Below are 17,110 nucleotides of genomic sequence, written 5' to 3' on the forward strand. Positions count from 1 at the left end.
TCGGTCGAGGAATCGGACAAATAATGGCAGAGTGGCGCACATGGATGATCGGGTAGCGGGTGCCCTGTCACTCCCGGACGACTGGCCCGCCCACCCGGACCTCAGCCTCGCCCTGAACCGAATGGGCAGCTTCGACTGGGATCTGGACAGCGGCCTCATGCATATGGACGAGCCCGCCCTCGGCGTGTTCGACCTGCGCCCCGACGAGTACGACGGCCGCCCCTCCGGCCTCGCGCAGCGCGTCCCGGCCGACGAGGCGATCCGGCTCGACGCGATGGTCTCGCAGGCCCTCAAGAGCGGCCACGACAACTACGGCGCGTACTTCCGCAGGAGGCAGCGGGACGGGACCCTGTGCTGGACGCACACCCAGGGGTTCATCCGCCGCGACGGCACCGGGCGGCCACGCCGCATCATCGGGATCATCCGCGACGCCACCCAGGAACTGGCCGAATCCACCGCCCGCCGGACCGTCGACGAGGAACGCCGCCGCCGTACGAGCCTGGTCGAGGGCACCACAGCGGCCCTGGCGCACGCCCGGACGGTCAAGGACGTCACCGACGTGCTCAAGAGCTCCCGCGGCCTGGCCAACCTCGGCGCCACCAGCCTCGTCATGGGGCTGCTCGAGTCGGGGCGCATCCATCTGGTGGCGGACGGCCCCGAGGGGGCGTACGTGCAGGGCACCCGCTACACGCGAACCGAAGAGCCCTATCCGATGAGCGAAGTGATCCGCACGCTCACGCCGCGGTTCATCGAGACACCCGAGGACTTCGCGACCTCGTACCCCATCCTGTGGCCGCACATCAGCCATCTCGGCATCACTGCCGCCGCCTATCTGCCGCTCATCGCCCAGGCCCGGCCGATCGGCGCACTCGGCCTCCTCTACGGCGACAAGGCCGGCTTCACCGGTGACGAGCGGAACCTGCTCGTGGCTCTCGGCAGTTCCATCGCCCAGAGCCTCCAGCGGGCGATGCTCTACGAACAGGAGCACGACCTCGCCGAAGGGCTCCAGCAGGCGATGCTGCCGCGCCGGATCCCCGAGGTGCGGGGCGCCCAGGTCGCCGTGCGCTACCGCTCGGCGCGGCTCGGCAGGGACATCGGTGGTGACTGGTACGACATCATCTCGCTGCCCGGCGGGCGGGTCGGCGCTGTCATCGGTGACGTACAGGGGCACGACACGCACGCGGCGGCCGTCATGGGGCAGCTCCGGATCGTGCTGCGCGCCTACGCGGCCGAGGGGCACAGCCCGGCCACGGTCATGGCGCGCGCGTCCGTCTTCCTCCATGAACTCGACACCGACCGCTTCGCGACGTGCACCTACGGCGAGGCCGACCTGACCACCGGAGTGGTGCAGCTGGTCAGGGCCGGGCACGTCGACCCGGCCCTGCGGGACATCGACGGGAGCTGCCGCAGGCTGCCGGTCGAAGGCGGCCTGCCCCTGGGCCTCTCCGCGGAGTTCGGACAGCTCGAATACCCGGTCAGCACCGTCGACCTGGACCCGGGACAGACGATGATCCTGTACACCGACGGAATGGTGGAGCTCCCCGGCACCGACCTCGACGAAGGCATGCGACTGCTGGCGGCGACCGTCCGCGACGGCCCGCAGGACCTCCAGAAGCTGGCCGACCGGCTCTGCGAGGTCGTCGACGAGCGCGGTGGTGAGGACGACATGGCGGTGCTGCTGCTGCGCCGCGACGCTGCCCACGCGCCCCACCCGGGCGGCCGGCTCCAGCAGCACGTCGCGCAGAACGACCCGGAGGCGCTGACGTCCGCCCGCCACATGATCCGGGCCGCCGTGCGCGCCTGGGGCGCCAGGGGCCGGGCGGACGAGGTGGAGCTCGCGGCCGACGAGCTGATCACCAACGCCCTGATGCACACCGACGGCGGTGCCATCGTCACCATCCGGATGCTCACCGGAACCGATCGCCGCCTCCGGGTCGACGTCGAGGACCGTTCCAGCGCGCTGCCGCGCCGCAGGGACGCGGGCGAGTCCGGAGTTTCGGGCCGCGGACTCATGCTCGTCGACCGGATGGCCGATGCCTGGGGAGTGGAGTCCCGGGGCAACGGCAAGTGCGTGTGGTGCGAATTCCTCGTCCCGGAGCACCGGTAGCGCGACTGTCGCGGCAGCGGAAGAACGTAACAGTACGTAACCTGTCCATACTTGACCGTAACTGACCCTGCGGGATTGACTTCGATCCCGCCGTTCCGCTGTCGAAGACGCGAGGCCCCGTTGAGTACCGAGCTCCTGGCACCTCTTGATCTGGCCTTCTGGCACCTCGAATCCGATACCCACCCGATGCACCTCGGCGCGCTCGCCGTTTTCGACCCGGTACCGGGCCTCGCCCCGCAGGACCTGCTCGAGCTGCTCGGGGCACGCGCCGCGGCGATTCCCCGGCTGCGGATGCGCGTACGCGACGTCCTGCTGCCCGTCGGCGGCGCGGCCTGGTTCACCGACAAGGACTTCGACGTGCAACGGCACGTCAGGCGGGTCGTGCTCCCCGAGGGCGACTTCATGGCGGAGGCGACCCGGCTCGCCGGTGAACTCATGGAGCGGCCGCTCGGACGGGGCCTGCCGCCCTGGCAGATGTACCTCCTGGACACCCCGGGTGACGGCCCGTTCGCCGTGCTGGTGAAGCTGCACCACGCGCTCGCCGACGGCATGCGGGCCGTCGCGATCGGCGCCGGCATCTTCGACCAGATCGCCTCCGCCGGCGCGGGCCGCGGCGGGGGGAGCCGCCGGGCGCCCGTACCGCCCCGCTCCTGGCTGCCCGGCCCGTACGAGGCCGCGGGCATGGCGATGGACCGGATCGGGGACGTGCGCCGGGCGCTGGGGGTCGGTGCCTCCGTCGTACGCGCCAGCCGCCTCGACCTGCGCGCCGGCACGGCGCTGACCGCGCGCTCCAGCGGCACACGCCGGCTGGCCACCGCCGACCTCGACGCCGAGACGGTGCAGCGGATCCGCCGCACCGAGGGCGGCACGGCCAACGACGTGCTGCTCGCCGTCGTCGCCGGTGCGCTGCGCCGCTGGATGCTCGAACGCGGCGAGCCGCTCCCCGGCGCCGATCCGCGCGCCCTGGTCCCCGTCTCCCGGCGCCGGCCCGGTGCAGCGGCCACCGGCAACAGACTCTCCGCCTACCTCCTCGGGCTGCCCGTCGGCGAGGCCGACGCCAGGGAAAGGCTGCGCCTCGTACGCACGGGGATGGACCGCAACAAGGCGGCCGGACCGCTGCGCGGCGCGGGCGCCGTCGCCGTGCTGGCCGACCAGCTGCCCGCGCTTGCCCACCGGTTCGGAGCTCCGCTGGCGGGGAACGCGGCCCGGATGCTCTTCGACATCCTGATCACCAGCGTGCCGCTGCCCCGCTCGGCGCTCTCCCTGGGAGGGTGCCCGCTGCGCGCCCTCTACCCCATGGCGCCGCTGGCCCGCGGACAGTCGCTGGCCGTCGCCCTGACCACCTACGGCGGAGGGGTGCAGGTCGGACTGGTCGCCGACGGGAAGGCCCTTCCCGATCTCGACCGGCTCGCCTGCGCGGTCCGCGAGGAGCTGCACGACCTGCACTCACTCGTGCCCACGGTCCCCGCCCCCGCCTGACAGCCGATCCGCCGGGCCTGTTGACGCGGCCGATAGATCCGATGAATATTCCTCTACGGACCATCAAGGATCACCGGCGGGGGCACCAGGGCCATGCGGCGCAACAGACTCGGACGCAGCGCGGTCGAGATCACCGAGCTCGCCTTCGGGGCGGCGGCCATCGGCAATCTCTTCACGGAGGTCGATCCGGGGCAGGCCGCCGCCGCCGTGGACGCGGCGTGGGACGAGGGCGTCCGCTACTTCGACACCGCGCCGCACTACGGCCTCGGCCTCTCCGAACGCCGTCTCGGAGAGGCCCTGCGCGACCGGCCCCGGGACGCGTACACGGTCTCCACGAAGGCGGGCCGTCTGCTCGACCCGCTGCCCCCCGCGGAGACGGCGGCCCACCACGGGCTCTCCGCCGGATTCGCCGTGCCGCACACCCACCGGCGCCACTGGGACTTCAGCGCGGACGGCATCCGCCGCAGCATCGAGGACAGCCTCGGGCGCCTCGGCCTCGACCGGGTCGACATCGTCTATCTGCACGACCCCGACGACCACGGCGAGGCGGCCTTCCGCGAGGGCTACCCGGCACTGGAGAAGCTGCGCGCGGAGGGCATGGTCGGCGCGATCGGGGCCGGCATGAACCAGACCGCGATGCTCACCCGCTTCCTGCGCGAGACCGACGTCGACGCCGTCCTGTGCGCCGGCCGCTACACCCTCCTCGACCACAGCGCCCTCGACGCCCTGCTCCCCGAAGCGGCCGCCCGGGGCCGCAGCGTCGTCGTCGGAGGTGTCTTCAACTCCGGGCTGCTCGTCGACCCGCGCCCCGGCGCGACCTACGACTACGCGGCGGCCCCCGCGCCCGTCCTCCGACGCGCCGTACGCATCCGGGCCGTCACCGAGGCGCACGGTGTCCCGCTGCGCGCCGCCGCCCTCCACTACTCGCTGGGTCACCCGGCTGTCGCGGGGGCCCTCGTCGGCCTCCGCTCACCGGACGAGGTGAGGGACGCCGCGGCACGGCTCCGCACGCCGGTTCCGGACGCGCTCTGGGACGACCTGCGCGCGGAAGGGCTGCTGTGACATGACACCCCTGCCGGTCATCGACGCCCACCACCACGTGTGGGACCTCGCGGTACGCGACCAGGACTGGATCACGGGCGAGGAACTCGCCCCCATCCGCCGCACCTTCACCCTCGCCGACCTGGAGCCCGAGGCGCGCGCCGCCGGGGTGGCCGCCACCGTGCTCGTCCAGACGGTCGCCGTCGCCGGGGAGACCCCTGAATTCCTCGCGCTCGCCCATGACAGCACGCTCGTCGCGGGCGTCGTCGGATGGACCGACCTCACCGCCCCCGACATCGCCGGCACCCTCGCCGGACTCCGCGCCCTGCCCGGCGGCGACCGGCTCGTCGGAATCCGCCACCAGGTCCAGGGCGAAGCCGACCCCGAGTGGCTGCTGCGCCCCGACGTCCTGCGCGGGCTGAGAGCCGTCGCCGCCGCCGGACTCACCTACGACCTGCTCGTCCGGCCCCGCCAGCTGCCCGCCGCCACCCGCGCCGCCGCCCTCCTGCCGGAGCTCACCTTCGTACTCGACCACGCGGGCAAACCGCCAGTGGCCCGGGGCGCGGCTCACCCCTGGGCCGGTGACCTGCGGGCGCTGGCCGCGCTGCCCAACACCGTCTGCAAACTCTCCGGCCTGGTCACCGAGGCGGACCCGCGGACCTGGACGGTGGAGGACCTGCGCCCCTACGCGGACACCGTCATCGACGCCTTCGGACCCGGTCGGCTGATGTTCGGCTCCGACTGGCCCGTCTGCCGGCTCGCCGCCGGGTACACCGAGGTCCTGGACGTGGCCCGCGAGCTGACCGGCCGGCTCGGGCAGGACGGACAGCGGTCCGTCCTCTCCGACACCGCGCGGCGGGTCTACGGGCTGCCCATGCCCGCCGCCTGAACACGGCGCGCACCCGGCGGGCATGCGCGGGGCCGTTGCGGCAGGCTGGAGTCATGCCCGAACTCCCGGAAGTCGAAGCCCTGCGGGACTTCCTCGACGACCATCTGGTCGGCAAGGAGATCGCCCGCGTCCTGCCGCTGGCGATCAGCGTCCTGAAGACGTACGACCCGCCGCCCACCGCCCTCCAAGGTGACACCGTGACGTCCGTGGCCCGGCACGGCAAGTTCCTCGACATCACCGCTGGAGAGCTCCATCTGCTCATCCACCTCGCACGGGCCGGCTGGCTGCAGTGGAAGGACAGCTTCCCCGCGACCCCGCCACGGCCCGGCAAGGGCCCGCTCGCCCTGCGGACGGTCCTCACCGGCGGCGACGGCTTCGACCTGACCGAGATGGGCACCACCAAGCGCCTCGCCGTCCACCTGGTGCGCGACCCGTCGGACGTGCCCGGGGTCGCGCGGCTCGGGCCCGACCCGCTGGCCGACTCCTTCGACCGGGACGCGTTCGCGATGGTGCTCGGCGGGGCACGCCGGCAGCTCAAGGGGGCCTTGCGCGACCAGTCGCTGATCGCGGGCATCGGCAACGCCTACAGCGACGAGATCCTGCACGTCGCGAAGATGTCGCCGTTCAAGCTCACCACCGCCCTCGGAGACAACGACATCACCCATCTGTACAACGCGATGCGCACCACGCTCCAGGACGCGGTCGAGCGCTCCCGCGGCGTGGCGGCGGGCCGGCTGAAGGCCGAGAAGAAGAGCAGCATGCGCGTCCACGGCCGCGCCGGGGAGCCCTGCCCCGTCTGCGGCGACACCGTGCTGGAGGTGTCGTTCAGCGACTCGTCGCTCCAGTACTGCCCCACCTGCCAGACCGGCGGCAAGCCCCTCGCCGACCGGCGGCTGTCCCGCCTGCTCAAGTAGCCGCAGCCGTCGTGCCGGTCACGCGCCTCGGGCCTCTCGTCCGGAAGGCCCTACACTCCGGCCTCATGCTGCGCGTACTCGCCGTCGACGACGAAGAACCCGCCCTGGAGGAACTCCTCTACCTCCTGCGCGCCGATCCCCGCATCCGGAGCGCCGAGGGCGCCACGGGCGCCACCGAGGCGCTGCGCCGCATCGGAAGCGCCGTCGACGCCGGGCCCGAGGACCCCTCGGCGATCGACGTCGTGTTCCTGGACATCCACATGGCCGGGCTCACCGGCCTCGACGTCGCCCAGCTCCTGGCCGGGTTCGCCGCACCGCCGCTCATCGTCTTCGTCACCGCCCACGAGGGCTTCGCCGTACACGCCTTCGACCTCAAGGCCGTCGACTACGTACTCAAACCCGTCCGCCGCGAGCGGCTGGCCGAGGCCGTCCGCCGCGTGGCCGAGCAGGTCGGCGAGCGCCCCGCGTCCGTCCACGACGCGGCCGCCGACCAGGTCGCGGTGGAACTGGGCGGGGTCATCCGGTTCGTACCCGTCGGCGACATCGCGTACGCCGAGGCGCAGGGCGACTACGCCCGGCTGCACACCGCGACCGGCAGCCATCTCGTCCGGATACCGCTCACCACCCTGGAGGAGCGCTGGCGCTCCCGGGGGTTCGTACGCATTCACCGCCGCCACCTCGTGGCGCTGAACCGGATCGACGAACTCAGGCTCGACGCCGGCAGCATGAGCGTCCGCATCGGGGGTGCCGAGCTGGCGGTCAGCCGGCGTCACACCCGAGCCCTCCGCGACCTTTTGATGCGGCAGACCGGCCGCTGACCTGGCTCGACCGGGAGGGCGGCCCTTCCCAGCCGGGCCCTGTGCCGCCTACACTCCGGCCCCATGTCCGCAGAGAGCACGCCCCGTCGCGAAGTGGTCATGGGCGAGCCCCGGCGGGTGCGCCCACTGCCCCGCTACCGTGCCCAGTCGGAGATCGACGAGCAGACCGCACTCGGGGGCGCCTACGTCCGCTCGCTGATGCGCAGCCAGCTCCGTGCCGGACTCACCACCTTCGCGGTCCTGGCCCTCGTCGCCGGGACCCTGCCCCTGGTCTTCGAGGCACTGCACAGCAACGCCCTCGTCTGGGCGGTGCTCGGCTTCACCACCTATCCGCCGCTCACCCTGGCCGCCTGGTGGTACGTGCGAAGGGCCGAGCGCAACGAGCGCGACTTCGCCAGACTCGTGGAAGGCCTCCCCGCACCGTGAGCGCACCCGGCCACCCGGCAGCGGTGGTGGCGGTCGCCCTCGTCGTCCTGGCCACCGTCCTCGTCGGCGGCTTCGGGCTGCGGATCTCCCGCACCACCTCCGACTTCTACGTCGCGTCGCGCACCGTACGGCCGAGGCTCAACGCCGCGGCGATCAGCGGCGAGTACCTGTCCGCCGCGTCCTTCCTCGGCATCGCGGGACTGGTGCTGGTGCACGGCCCCGACATGCTCTGGTATCCGGTCGGCTACACCGCCGGATACCTCGTGCTGCTGGTGTTCGTCGCCGCGCCGCTGCGCCGCTCGGGGGCGTACACCCTTCCCGATTTCGCCGAGGGACGGCTCGAATCCCGGCAGGTGCGCCGGCTGGTCAGCGTGTTCGTCGTCGGCGCGGGCTGGGTCTATCTCGTGCCGCAGCTCCAGGGCGCCGGACTCACCCTGAAGATCCTCACCGGTGCGCCCGCCTGGCTCGGCGACGTGCTCGTCGCCTCGGTCGTGGTGGTCGCCGTCGCGGCGGGCGGCATGCGCTCCATCACCTTCGTGCAGGTGTTCCAGTACTGGCTGAAGCTCACGGCGCTGCTGGTGCCCGCGATCTTCCTGGTGCTGGCCTGGCAGGGCGACGGCCGCCCCCGGGTCAGCTTCGACGAGCAGATCTCCGTCTTCCGCGCCGACCATCCGCTCTACGCGACGTACGGACTGATCGTGGCGACGTTCCTCGGCACCATGGGCCTGCCCCATGTGGTGGTCCGCTTCTACACCAGTCCCAACGGCCGCGACGCCCGCCGCACCACGGTCGCCGTGCTCGCCCTGGTCGGCCTGTTCTATCTGCTGCCCCCGGTCTACGGCGCCCTGGGCCGTCTGTACGCGCCCGAACTCATGCACGGCACGGACGCCGACGCCGCCGTACTGCTGCTGCCCGCCCGGGTGATCGGCGGCCTCGGCGGCGATCTTCTCGGCGCCCTCCTCGCGGGCGGGGCGTTCGCCGCGTTCCTGTCCACGGCGTCCGGGCTCACCATGGCCGTCGCCGGAGTGATTACCCAGGACGTCCTGCCCTCGCGGGGCGTACGGCACTTCCGGCTGGCCACCGTCCTGGCCATCGCCGTGCCTCTGGCCGGCTCGCTGGTGGTCAGCAGGGTGCCGGTGGCCGACGCCGTCGGCATGGCCTTCGCGGTCTCCGCGTCGTCCTTCTGCCCGCTGCTCGTCCTCGGCATCTGGTGGCGGCGGCTCACCCCGCCGGGCGCGATCGCCGGGCTGCTGCTCGGCGGCGGCTCCGCACTGCTGTCCGTGGCCATCACCGTCAGCGGCGCGGTACGCCCGCCGGGCTGGCCGCACGCCCTGCTGGCCTGGCCGGCGGTCTGGTCCGTGCCGGTCGGCTTCCTCGCGATGATCCTGGTCTCCCTGGCCACTCCGGGACGGATACCGCCGGGCACCAACGCCGCCATGACCCGCTTCCATCTGCCGGAAGCGCTGACCTCGGGACGGGCACGATGACCGGGGCCGGGATCGCCGTCATCTCCGTGCTCGTCCTGCTGCTGTTCCTCACCGGCTTCCTGCTGGGCCGCACCGCCCGCCCCGTACGCACCAGCGACGTGGGCACCCCCGTCGAACACGCCACCTTCGAGACCCTGCACACGGCCTCCCTCGCCGCGCCCCCGCTGCGCGCCGGGCTCACCGAGGAGAGCGCGCGCAGGTCGGCGCACGGACTGCGTTCGCTGCTCGGCACCGATGCCCTGTGCCTCACCGACCGCGACCGGGTGCTGGTGTGGGACGGCGAGGGGGACCACCACGGCAAGGACGTGATGCACCAGGTCGAGGGGCTCCTGGCCAGCGGCAGGGACACCGCCTTCCACAGCGACTGCGCCGACCTCGACTGCCCGCTGCGCTGGGCCGTCGCCGTCCCGCTGACTGTCGACCACCGGGTGCTCGGCACCCTCGTCGCCTACGCGCCCCGCGAATCGGCGGTCCTGGCCAGAGCCGCGGGGGAGGTGGCCCGCTGGGTCTGCGTACAGCTGGAACTCGCCGAGCTCGACCGCTCCCGTACGCAGCTCATCGAGGCCGAGATCAAGGCGCTGCGGGCCCAGATCTCCCCGCACTTCATCTTCAACTCACTCGCCGCGATCGCGTCGTTCGTCCGGACCGACCCGGAGCGTGCGCGTGAACTCCTGCTGGAATTCGCCGACTTCACCCGCTACTCGTTCCGCAGACATGGTGAGTTCACCACCCTGGCCGATGAGCTCCACTCCATCGACCAGTATCTGGCACTGGTGCGCGCGCGCTTCGGTGAGCGGCTCTCCGTGACGCTCCAGGTGGCCCCGGAGGTCCTTCCCGTCTCGCTGCCGTTCCTCTGTCTCCAGCCCCTGGTCGAGAACGCCGTGAAGCACGGCCTGGAGGGCGCCGTCACTCCTTCCCGGCCGGCCGGCGCCGGCCGCCCGGGTGACGCCCCGATCCGCATCACGATCAGCGCACTGGACGCCGGCGCCGAGGCGGAGGTCGTGATCGAGGACGACGGCGCCGGAATGGAGCCGGAGCGTCTCCGCCGGATCCTGCGCGGCGAGGGCGGCACCTCCACCGGCATCGGTCTGCTCAACGTGGACGAACGGCTGCGCCAGGTGTACGGGGACGACTACGGCCTCGTGATCGAGACGGGAGTCGGAGCGGGCATGAAGATCACTCTGAGGCTGCCCAAATACCGTGCGGGTGTCCACGGTTCCTGACCGGCCGAAGGTCAGTACAGATGCACCGCCAGATGACCCAGTGGCAGCCCCAGCTGCCACGCCGGAGTCCAGACCCGGGTCTCGGCGTCCTCGTCCTCCTCGCCGTCGGCGTCCACCGGATCCCACGGCGGCGGGCCGATCGCGTCGAGGTCGGCCGCCAGCAGCTCGGTCTCCTCCAGCCACCGCCAGGCGGCCCGCGCCAGCGCGAGGTCCGGATCCGCGACCCCCGCCGGGGCGGTCGGCCGCTCCAGCGCCTCCAGACGCGCGCAGACCCACCGTCTCCAGGAGGCGCCGTACGCCGTGAGCAGCCGCAGCTCGTCCACCCGCGCCGCGGGGAGCTCGTCGGCGCCCGCTCCGTCGGAGAGGAAGATCGTCAGGGCGAGCGCGTCGCGTCCCGCACGGTACTCCAGGGTCGTCGGCTCCATCAGGTCGCCGGTCTCCAGGACCTCGTCAGCGATGTACTCGGAGTACATCCAGGCCATCGGGACCAGCAGCCCGCCCCCGCCGGTTCCCTCGTGGTGTTCGGGACGCATCCCGTCTCGCCTCTTTCGTCGACTCCGTACCGGGCTACACGCAGCATTGAACCGGGGGCGCGCGCCCCGCGTGGGCAGAAGGGCAGGATCCGTCGGGAGATTCGAGGTGCCATGACCGCCGACCGCGGCGACGGGCCGCATGTGCGGCAGCTGCTGGGCGCCTACGTGCTCGATGCCCTGGAAACGGACGAGAGCGGTGAGGTCGCCCGTCACCTGCAACGGTGCGAGGCATGCGCGGCGGCCTACGTGGAGGTCGCGGAGGCGGTGTCCCTGCTCGCGCTGCTCAACGTGGAGGACCTGCTGGAGTAGCCGGGCAGATTGCGGCTGAGCATCCGCAGCGCGTAGTACGAGCGGGACTTGACGGTGCCCGCGGGGATGCCGAGGGCCCGCGCTGTCTCGCCCACGCTGAGCCCCCGGAAGTAGATCTGCACGAGCACGGCCCGGTGCTCGGGGCTGAGCGTGCTCACGGCCTCCCTCACGTCCAGGGCGTGGACCGCGGAGTCCGCGGTGTCGTCCTGCGCGGGGGCGCTCTCCAGCACCGCGTCGCTGACCTCCGTCGGGCGGGCCTGGCGGGACCTGCGGGCGTCGATGGCCAGCCGCCGCGCGACGGTGAAGAGCCACGGGCGCATCGAGTCGTAGGGAGCGTCGAACGCCTCGGGGTGCTGCCAGGCGCGTACCAGGGTCTCCTGCAGCAGATCCTCCGCCCGCTGCCGGTCGCCGAACGTCAGGCCCAGCAGGAAGTGGAACAGCGCGGGCCCGTGTTCCCGCTGCAGCCGGGCGAGGTCCCGCTCATCGGTTGTCGCAGTGGTCATCGTGAACGTCCTTTCCCGCAGAGGCCCCTGACGCCTCGCTCCCGCCTGGCGTATACGAACGCATCGGCGCGCGCGGGAACAGACGGTGCGCCGAGGTCTGCGCCGAGCGGTCGCACGGAGCGGCGAGTGGTGCGGTGAACGGTCACCCGGCACCGATACGGCCGATTCAGGTACTTTGGCCGCTTTGTTCTTGACTCACCGGTATGAATATATGTGTATTCGGATGGCCGAAATCATCCGAACCGGGAGTCGTGCAGATGACGAAGCGCATCCGACAGGGCGCGGCGATCGCCGTCGCCGGCCTCCTCGCCACCGCGACGGCCTGTACCGGCCAGCCCACCTCACCCCCCGGTTTCGCCGGGCGGCACCTCTCCGCCGAGCGGGGAGCGAACGGCGCGGGCGCCGGGGGAGCGGAGGGGGCGCGCGCCTTCACGCTGCTGGCCTCGGGCGACATCCTGCCGCACTCCTCGATCATCGACCGCGCCGCGGCGGACGCGGGCGGCAGGGGCTACGACTTCCGTGCCATGCTCAAGGGGGCCGCTCCGGCGGTCTCGGGTGCGGATCTGGCCATCTGCCACATGAAGACGGTGTACGGCCGGGACGGCGGCCCCTACACCGGCTATCCGTCCTTCAAGTCACCGCCCGAGGTGGCGACCGCACTGCGCGCCACCGGCTTCGACTCCTGCTCCACCGCCTCCAACCACACCCTGGACGACGGCGCGCAGGGGATCGGACGGACGCTCGACGCGCTGGACCGTGCGGGCGTCGCCCACGCCGGATCCGCACGGTCGGCCCAGGAGGCGTCCCGCCCCACCTTGCTCAGGGCGGGCAAGGGCAAGAACGCGGCGAAGGTCGCCCACCTCGCGTACACCTACGGCACCAACGACATCCCGCTGCCCGCCGGGCAGCCCTGGGCGGTCGACCTGATCGACAAGGACCGGATCGTCGCGGACGCCCGGGCGGCCCGGAAGACGGGGGCCGACGTGGTCGTCGTCTCCCTGCACTGGGGCACCGAATGGCAGGACGCCCCCGACGACGTCCAGCTCGGACTCGGCCGCGAACTCACGGCCTCGGGCACCGGCGGACGGCCCGACATCGACCTGATCCTCGGCACCCACGCCCATGTCCCGCAGGCGTACGAGAAGGTCAACGGAACGTGGATCGTCTACGGCATGGGCGACCAGGTCGCCGGTGCCATGGTCAACCACGAGGGAGTCCAGGACCCGCGCGGCAACGAGAACTCGATGGGCCGCTTCACGTTCGAACCGCCCGCGAAACCCGGGCAGCGATGGGCCGTCAGGAAGGCCGAGTTCATCCCGCAGTGGTTCGACCCCGAGGCGGGGCGCGTGATGGCCCTGGCCCCCGGGGCCGCGGGCTCGGCGGGGAAGACGGAGGAGAGGCTGGGAGAGATCCGCGACCGGATCCAGGCAGTCGTCCTGAGCCGTGGGGCAGCCCAGGACGGTCTCGTGGCCGGCAAGTGACGTCCGCCACCCGCCCGGGCGTTCATGGCCTGGAAGTGACCGGCGACCACCGGCGGGGCGTCACGGGACGACGGTGACCGGCCATCGCCCGGCCTTCACGAGCCGGACCGCCACCGAGCCGACGAAGCGGTGCCCGGCGGACTCCGACGCGCCCACGATCACGGCGTCCGCCTTCAGCTCGTCGGCGGCCGTAACGAGCCCGTTGTACGGATCCCCGTGGAACGTATGGAACTCCCAGCGGACATTCCATATGTCCTTGAGCCGCTCGGTCGACTCCCTGATCTCGCTCACCAGACCCTCGGCGACCTCGCCGGTCGCGTCGGCGACCGGGGCTCCCAGGGCGGCGCCGGCCGACAGCACCGGCTGGACGTAGACGAGCGCGAGCATCGCGTTCTGCCGGCGGGCGAGGCCCGCCGCGTACGCCGCGGCCCGCATCGAGGACTCGGAGCCGTCGATGCCCGCGACGATCACCTTGGGGCCGTCCGTGCCGCGCTCGAAGCGATGGTGTTGCTGGTCAGTCACGGGCCCGAGGGTAGCCGCTCGTGCCCCGCGCCCCCCGGCCGGGCGGCCCGACCCGGGATCTTCCCTCCGGATTCCGCCGAAGCGCTCCATCCATCGGGTGCAAAAGCCCATGTCCCAGGTGTCGGCGCGAGGCATGGGCGTCACTCCGTGCGAGCAGTTGGTCATGAAGCATGATCAGATTCCCGCGGAACGCCGTACCTTCCTCCGCCTGGCCCTCACGCTCGGGGCAGCCATCGCCGTGCACACCGTCGCGACGGATCCGGCCGGGACACCCGCGCGCCCCGGCGGAGAGCCCCCGGCCCCTGCCGCGGGGCCTCCGGCGAGCGCCCGGACGGCCCCGGGCGCCTACCGGCTGCGGCCCATGACCTCGACCGCACCGTCCCGCTTCCGGCCGGCCTCGCCGCCCGTCCGCACCCGGCCCTTCGAGGAACTGCCCGGGCTGGGGGGCGACGCCATGGTGCTCAGTTTCGACGACGGCCCCGACCCCCGGTACACCCCGGACATCCTGGCGACGCTGCGAAGATACGAAGTCAGGGCGATGTTCTTCGTCTGCGGCGAGATGGCCGCCGACAACCGTGACCTGCTCCGCGAGATGGGCGACGACGGGCATGTCGTCGGCAATCACTCCTGGTCGCACCCCCTCATCCCGAAGCTCTCCCGGGGTGCGATCCGCGACGAACTGGGCAGCACCAGCGAAGTGATCGAGAAGACCCTCGGCGCTCCGCCGCTCTGGTACCGGGCCCCCTACGGCGCCTGGAACCGCAACTCCTTCGAGATCGGCGCGGCGATGGGCATGGAGCCGATGGCCTGGACCGTCGACACGCTGGACTGGACCACGCCGGGCACCGACACCATCGTCCGCCGGGTCAGGAACGGCGCGGCACCCGGTGTCGTGGTGCTGTCGCACGACGCGGGCGGAAACCGGTCGCAGAGCGTAGCCGCCCTCCGCAGGTACCTGCCCGCACTCATCGAGAGGGGGTACCGCCCCACCGTCCCGTACAGGGGCTGACGGTGGGCGCCGGGCGCACCGACCGGCTACCGCGTCTCGACCAGCCGGGCGAAGACCACCACGTTCCCGTCGTAGCCGTCGGCCTTCGAGTAGCCCCCGCCGCAGGTGATGACCCGGAGTTCGGCGTACCCCGTGTCGCCGTACACCCGGGGACCGGGGAAGTCGTTCTTGGAGAAGACCTCGACACCGTAGATCTCGAACACCGCGACCCGGTTGTCGTAGCGGGACACCTCGATCTGCTGGCCCTTGGTGAGGGAGCCCAGTCCGTAGAAGACAGCCGGGCCGGCGAGGTTGTCGACGTGGCCGACCATTACGGAGGTCCCGCGCTGGCCCGGCGCGATGCCGTTCTGGTACCAGCCGGCGAGGTTCGGGTCCTGGGCGGGCGGCGCCTCGATCCAGCCGGCCGGGTCCAGGTTCACGTCGACCACAGGTGCGTCGACCTCGATCGACGGGATCTGGATGCGCTCGGCGGGGGCGTACGCGAGCGGCTGCACGGACCCGCCCTCGGCCGGGGCGGACACCGTGGTGTCCCGGGGGCCGGCCACCGAGGCCGCGGCAGCGGGCTGGGGCGGCCCGGGGGACGTCTCCACGCCGTTGCGCATGAGAGCGAGCCCGGTGAGCATCACCAGGGCGATGGCGCCCCACGGTGTGCGTCTGCTCCGCTCGGCGCCCCACTGGTCCCGGCCCATGGTTCTCCCTTCGTCGCGACACCGTCACGCTAGGCGCGGGTGTGCGGGGCGGCGATCAGGGAAGGGCGAACGGGTGGCGGCCGGCCGGGCGTCGTCGTCGGTGTCTTCTCTTCGGAGTAACGAGCGGATAAAAACTCTGACGGTCCGTGACCTGCGGCTCCGTCAGATCCTGGGTCGCGCCCCCGGCGTGTCGGCTCACCGGGGTGGAGCAGTGCCGAAGTGCGACACCGACGGTCTCTGGTGAGGGTTCGTCATGGGACGCGTTCTCGTCAACTCCCGGAGACCAAGACTCCGGGGCGCTTCCCGCTGGAGGTTCAAAGATGCGTGCTCCACGCACTCTCGCGGTGACCGCGACCGCATTCGCGGCGGTCGGGCTCGCTGCCCCGCTGGCCGCCGCCGGTGGGGGCCCGGGCAGCAACCCGAGCAACTTCCCGACCAATGTCACCGTCGACCCGTCCAGGGTCCACCAGGGCGCCACGATGCAGGTCAGCGCGGAGGGCTGCGGCCGCTCCGGCGGCAAGGTGTGGTCGAACGCCTTCCCGACGGTGAACCTTTCGCCGGGCCGCGTCGGCTACGCCACGGCGCACATCCGGAACAACGCGACGCCTGGTCAGTACAGCCTGTCCGTGAGGTGCAACGACAGCCACAACAACTTCGGCGGCAACGGAGGCAACGGCGGAAACGGGGACGAGCGCGGCCAGGGCGGAAACGGGGACGAGCGCGGCCAGGGCGGCCAGGGCGGAAACGGCGGTCAGGGCGGCAACGGGGGCCAGGGCGGCAACGGCGGTCAGGGCGGCAACGGCGACCAGGTGGCGACGGCCCGCTTCACCGTGCTGCACTCACGTGGTGCGCAGGGCGGGCTCGGCGGCTCGATGGGCCCCAGCTCCGTTGAGATGCAGGTCGGCGGCGGCCTTGTCGCGGCGGCAGCCGTCGGCGGTGCCGTCTTCGTCGTCCGTCGGCGGATGAGCAATGCGGCGATCTGACGCGTCGAACCTCCCGCCCGGCCCGATACGCCCGTCGCCCCGAGTCCTGGAACAGGACCCGGGGCGACTGTCGTGTGCCTGTGTGCGGGCGGTCAGTGCCGGCGGGCGGTACGGCGCTTGCGCAGGACAAGGAAGGCGCCGGCCGAAGCGGCCGCCACCAGTGCGGAACCTGCGGCGATCTCCGTGGGGTCCATCGTGTCGACGCTGCCGCCGAGCCCGCCCAGCACGCCGCTCGGAGAGGCGGAGGCGGTGGAGCTGGTCGTCGGGGCCGTGGTGGGGCCGGCCGTGGGGGAACTGGTGGCACCGCTCGTGATCGTCAGATTGGCGGACTTCGTCGTGGTGCCGCAGCGGAAGGTCACCTCGTAGGCCGCGCCCCGCCTGGCGTCCCAGTCGACCGTGGCCGTGGCCGACCGCCCGCTCGGAATGGTGACCGTGTCGAACACGCCCGAGAACGCGGTCGCATCGCTGGTGCACCCCATGGCGCCGAGCGTCACCCGGCCTCCCGGCGCGACCGTCGACGGAGTGATGGTCGGCGTGAACGACGTGGACGTGCCGCCGTTGAGCACATCGGCCGATGCGGCCGGTGCCATCAGAAAGCAGGCGGCGGCGCCCAGCAGGGCGACGGGTGCGACACGTATCGCGCGCATGGTGAATCCTCCGGGTCCCGAGGAGCAGCCGCGGAACGGATATCCGCGAA

Annotated in this window: 18 protein-coding genes; 13 read left to right on the plus strand and 5 right to left on the minus strand. The window is 72.3% G+C overall.

Features of this window, described 5'->3' with window-relative positions:
* The first annotated feature begins 40 nt into the window (after positions 1-40).
* The 9 genes from ACZ32T_RS21500 (at position 41) to ACZ32T_RS21540 (ending at position 10,384) form a co-directional block, all read left to right on the plus strand.
* Entirely contained in the window at positions 41-2,107 is a 2,067-nt protein-coding gene (locus ACZ32T_RS21500) for a SpoIIE family protein phosphatase (RefSeq protein ID WP_467368371.1), read from the plus strand.
* A 120-nt stretch (positions 2,108-2,227) separates the two neighbouring features.
* Positions 2,228-3,586: a wax ester/triacylglycerol synthase family O-acyltransferase gene (locus ACZ32T_RS21505; RefSeq protein ID WP_467368373.1), complete on the plus strand. Its 1,359-nt coding sequence runs from the start codon at positions 2,228-2,230 to the stop codon at positions 3,584-3,586.
* 93 nt (positions 3,587-3,679) lie between these two features.
* Positions 3,680-4,648, plus strand: a complete 969-nt coding sequence (locus ACZ32T_RS21510) for an aldo/keto reductase (protein ID WP_467368375.1) — start codon at positions 3,680-3,682, stop codon at positions 4,646-4,648.
* 1 nt (position 4,649) lies between these two features.
* Complete coding sequence (locus tag ACZ32T_RS21515; RefSeq protein WP_467269403.1) at positions 4,650-5,516, plus strand: amidohydrolase family protein; 867 nt, start codon at positions 4,650-4,652, stop codon at positions 5,514-5,516.
* Positions 5,517-5,569: 53 nt separating this feature from the next.
* Positions 5,570-6,430: an Fpg/Nei family DNA glycosylase gene (locus tag ACZ32T_RS21520; protein WP_467368378.1), complete on the plus strand. Its 861-nt coding sequence runs from the start codon at positions 5,570-5,572 to the stop codon at positions 6,428-6,430.
* A gap of 65 nt (positions 6,431-6,495) precedes the next feature.
* Positions 6,496-7,248, plus strand: a complete 753-nt coding sequence (locus tag ACZ32T_RS21525) for a LytR/AlgR family response regulator transcription factor (protein ID WP_467368380.1) — start codon at positions 6,496-6,498, stop codon at positions 7,246-7,248.
* Positions 7,249-7,311: 63 nt separating this feature from the next.
* Positions 7,312-7,674, plus strand: a complete 363-nt coding sequence (locus ACZ32T_RS21530; protein ID WP_467269409.1) for a hypothetical protein — start codon at positions 7,312-7,314, stop codon at positions 7,672-7,674.
* Positions 7,671-9,161 (plus strand): sodium/solute symporter, encoded by a 1,491-nt coding sequence (locus ACZ32T_RS21535; RefSeq protein ID WP_467269411.1) that lies wholly within the window; start codon positions 7,671-7,673, stop codon positions 9,159-9,161. The genes ACZ32T_RS21530 and ACZ32T_RS21535 overlap by 4 nt, the downstream gene beginning before the upstream one ends.
* A complete protein-coding gene (locus tag ACZ32T_RS21540) occupies positions 9,158-10,384 on the plus strand; it encodes a sensor histidine kinase (RefSeq protein WP_467269413.1) in 1,227 nt (408 codons plus the stop codon). The genes ACZ32T_RS21535 and ACZ32T_RS21540 overlap by 4 nt, the downstream gene beginning before the upstream one ends.
* An 11-nt stretch (positions 10,385-10,395) precedes the next feature.
* On the opposite strand, the gene ACZ32T_RS21545 is transcribed toward ACZ32T_RS21540, so the two are convergent.
* Positions 10,396-10,917 (minus strand): hypothetical protein, encoded by a 522-nt coding sequence (locus ACZ32T_RS21545; protein ID WP_467368382.1) that lies wholly within the window; start codon positions 10,915-10,917, stop codon positions 10,396-10,398.
* Positions 10,918-11,028: 111 nt separating this feature from the next.
* On the opposite strand from ACZ32T_RS21545, the gene ACZ32T_RS21550 reads away from it, so the two are divergent.
* The gene (locus ACZ32T_RS21550) at positions 11,029-11,226 is read left to right on the plus strand and encodes a zf-HC2 domain-containing protein (RefSeq protein ID WP_467368384.1); all 198 of its coding nucleotides are present in this window, start codon (positions 11,029-11,031) and stop codon (positions 11,224-11,226) included.
* Here the strand turns inward: ACZ32T_RS21550 and ACZ32T_RS21555 are convergent.
* Complete coding sequence (locus tag ACZ32T_RS21555; protein ID WP_467269419.1) at positions 11,160-11,729, minus strand: sigma-70 family RNA polymerase sigma factor; 570 nt, start codon at positions 11,727-11,729, stop codon at positions 11,160-11,162. The genes ACZ32T_RS21550 and ACZ32T_RS21555 overlap by 67 nt on opposite strands.
* 257 nt (positions 11,730-11,986) lie before the next feature.
* Between ACZ32T_RS21555 and ACZ32T_RS21560 the strand changes: the two genes are divergently transcribed.
* On the plus strand, positions 11,987-13,210 hold the full coding sequence (locus ACZ32T_RS21560) for a CapA family protein (RefSeq protein ID WP_467368386.1): 1,224 nt from the start codon (positions 11,987-11,989) through the stop codon (positions 13,208-13,210).
* Between the two features lie 60 nt (positions 13,211-13,270).
* Here ACZ32T_RS21560 and ACZ32T_RS21565 read toward each other — a convergent pair whose 3' ends face one another.
* Complete coding sequence (locus tag ACZ32T_RS21565; RefSeq protein WP_467269423.1) at positions 13,271-13,732, minus strand: universal stress protein; 462 nt, start codon at positions 13,730-13,732, stop codon at positions 13,271-13,273.
* 163 nt (positions 13,733-13,895) lie between these two features.
* Here ACZ32T_RS21565 and ACZ32T_RS21570 point away from each other — a divergent pair, with 163 nt between their 5' ends.
* A complete protein-coding gene (locus tag ACZ32T_RS21570; protein WP_467368389.1) occupies positions 13,896-14,741 on the plus strand; it encodes a polysaccharide deacetylase family protein in 846 nt (281 codons plus the stop codon).
* 26 nt (positions 14,742-14,767) lie between these two features.
* Here the strand turns inward: ACZ32T_RS21570 and ACZ32T_RS21575 are convergent, their stop codons facing one another.
* Positions 14,768-15,430 (minus strand): class F sortase, encoded by a 663-nt coding sequence (locus ACZ32T_RS21575; RefSeq protein WP_467368391.1) that lies wholly within the window; start codon positions 15,428-15,430, stop codon positions 14,768-14,770.
* Between the two features lie 344 nt (positions 15,431-15,774).
* On the opposite strand from ACZ32T_RS21575, the gene ACZ32T_RS21580 reads away from it, so the two are divergent.
* Complete coding sequence (locus ACZ32T_RS21580; RefSeq protein WP_467368394.1) at positions 15,775-16,413, plus strand: hypothetical protein; 639 nt, start codon at positions 15,775-15,777, stop codon at positions 16,411-16,413.
* Between the two features lie 92 nt (positions 16,414-16,505).
* Here ACZ32T_RS21580 and ACZ32T_RS21585 read toward each other — a convergent pair whose 3' ends face one another.
* On the minus strand, positions 16,506-17,060 hold the full coding sequence (locus ACZ32T_RS21585; protein WP_467269429.1) for a hypothetical protein: 555 nt from the start codon (positions 17,058-17,060) through the stop codon (positions 16,506-16,508).
* Positions 17,061-17,110: the final 50 nt, after the last annotated feature.

The sequence above is a fragment of the Streptomyces sp. NPDC023573 genome, from assembly GCF_055559735.1.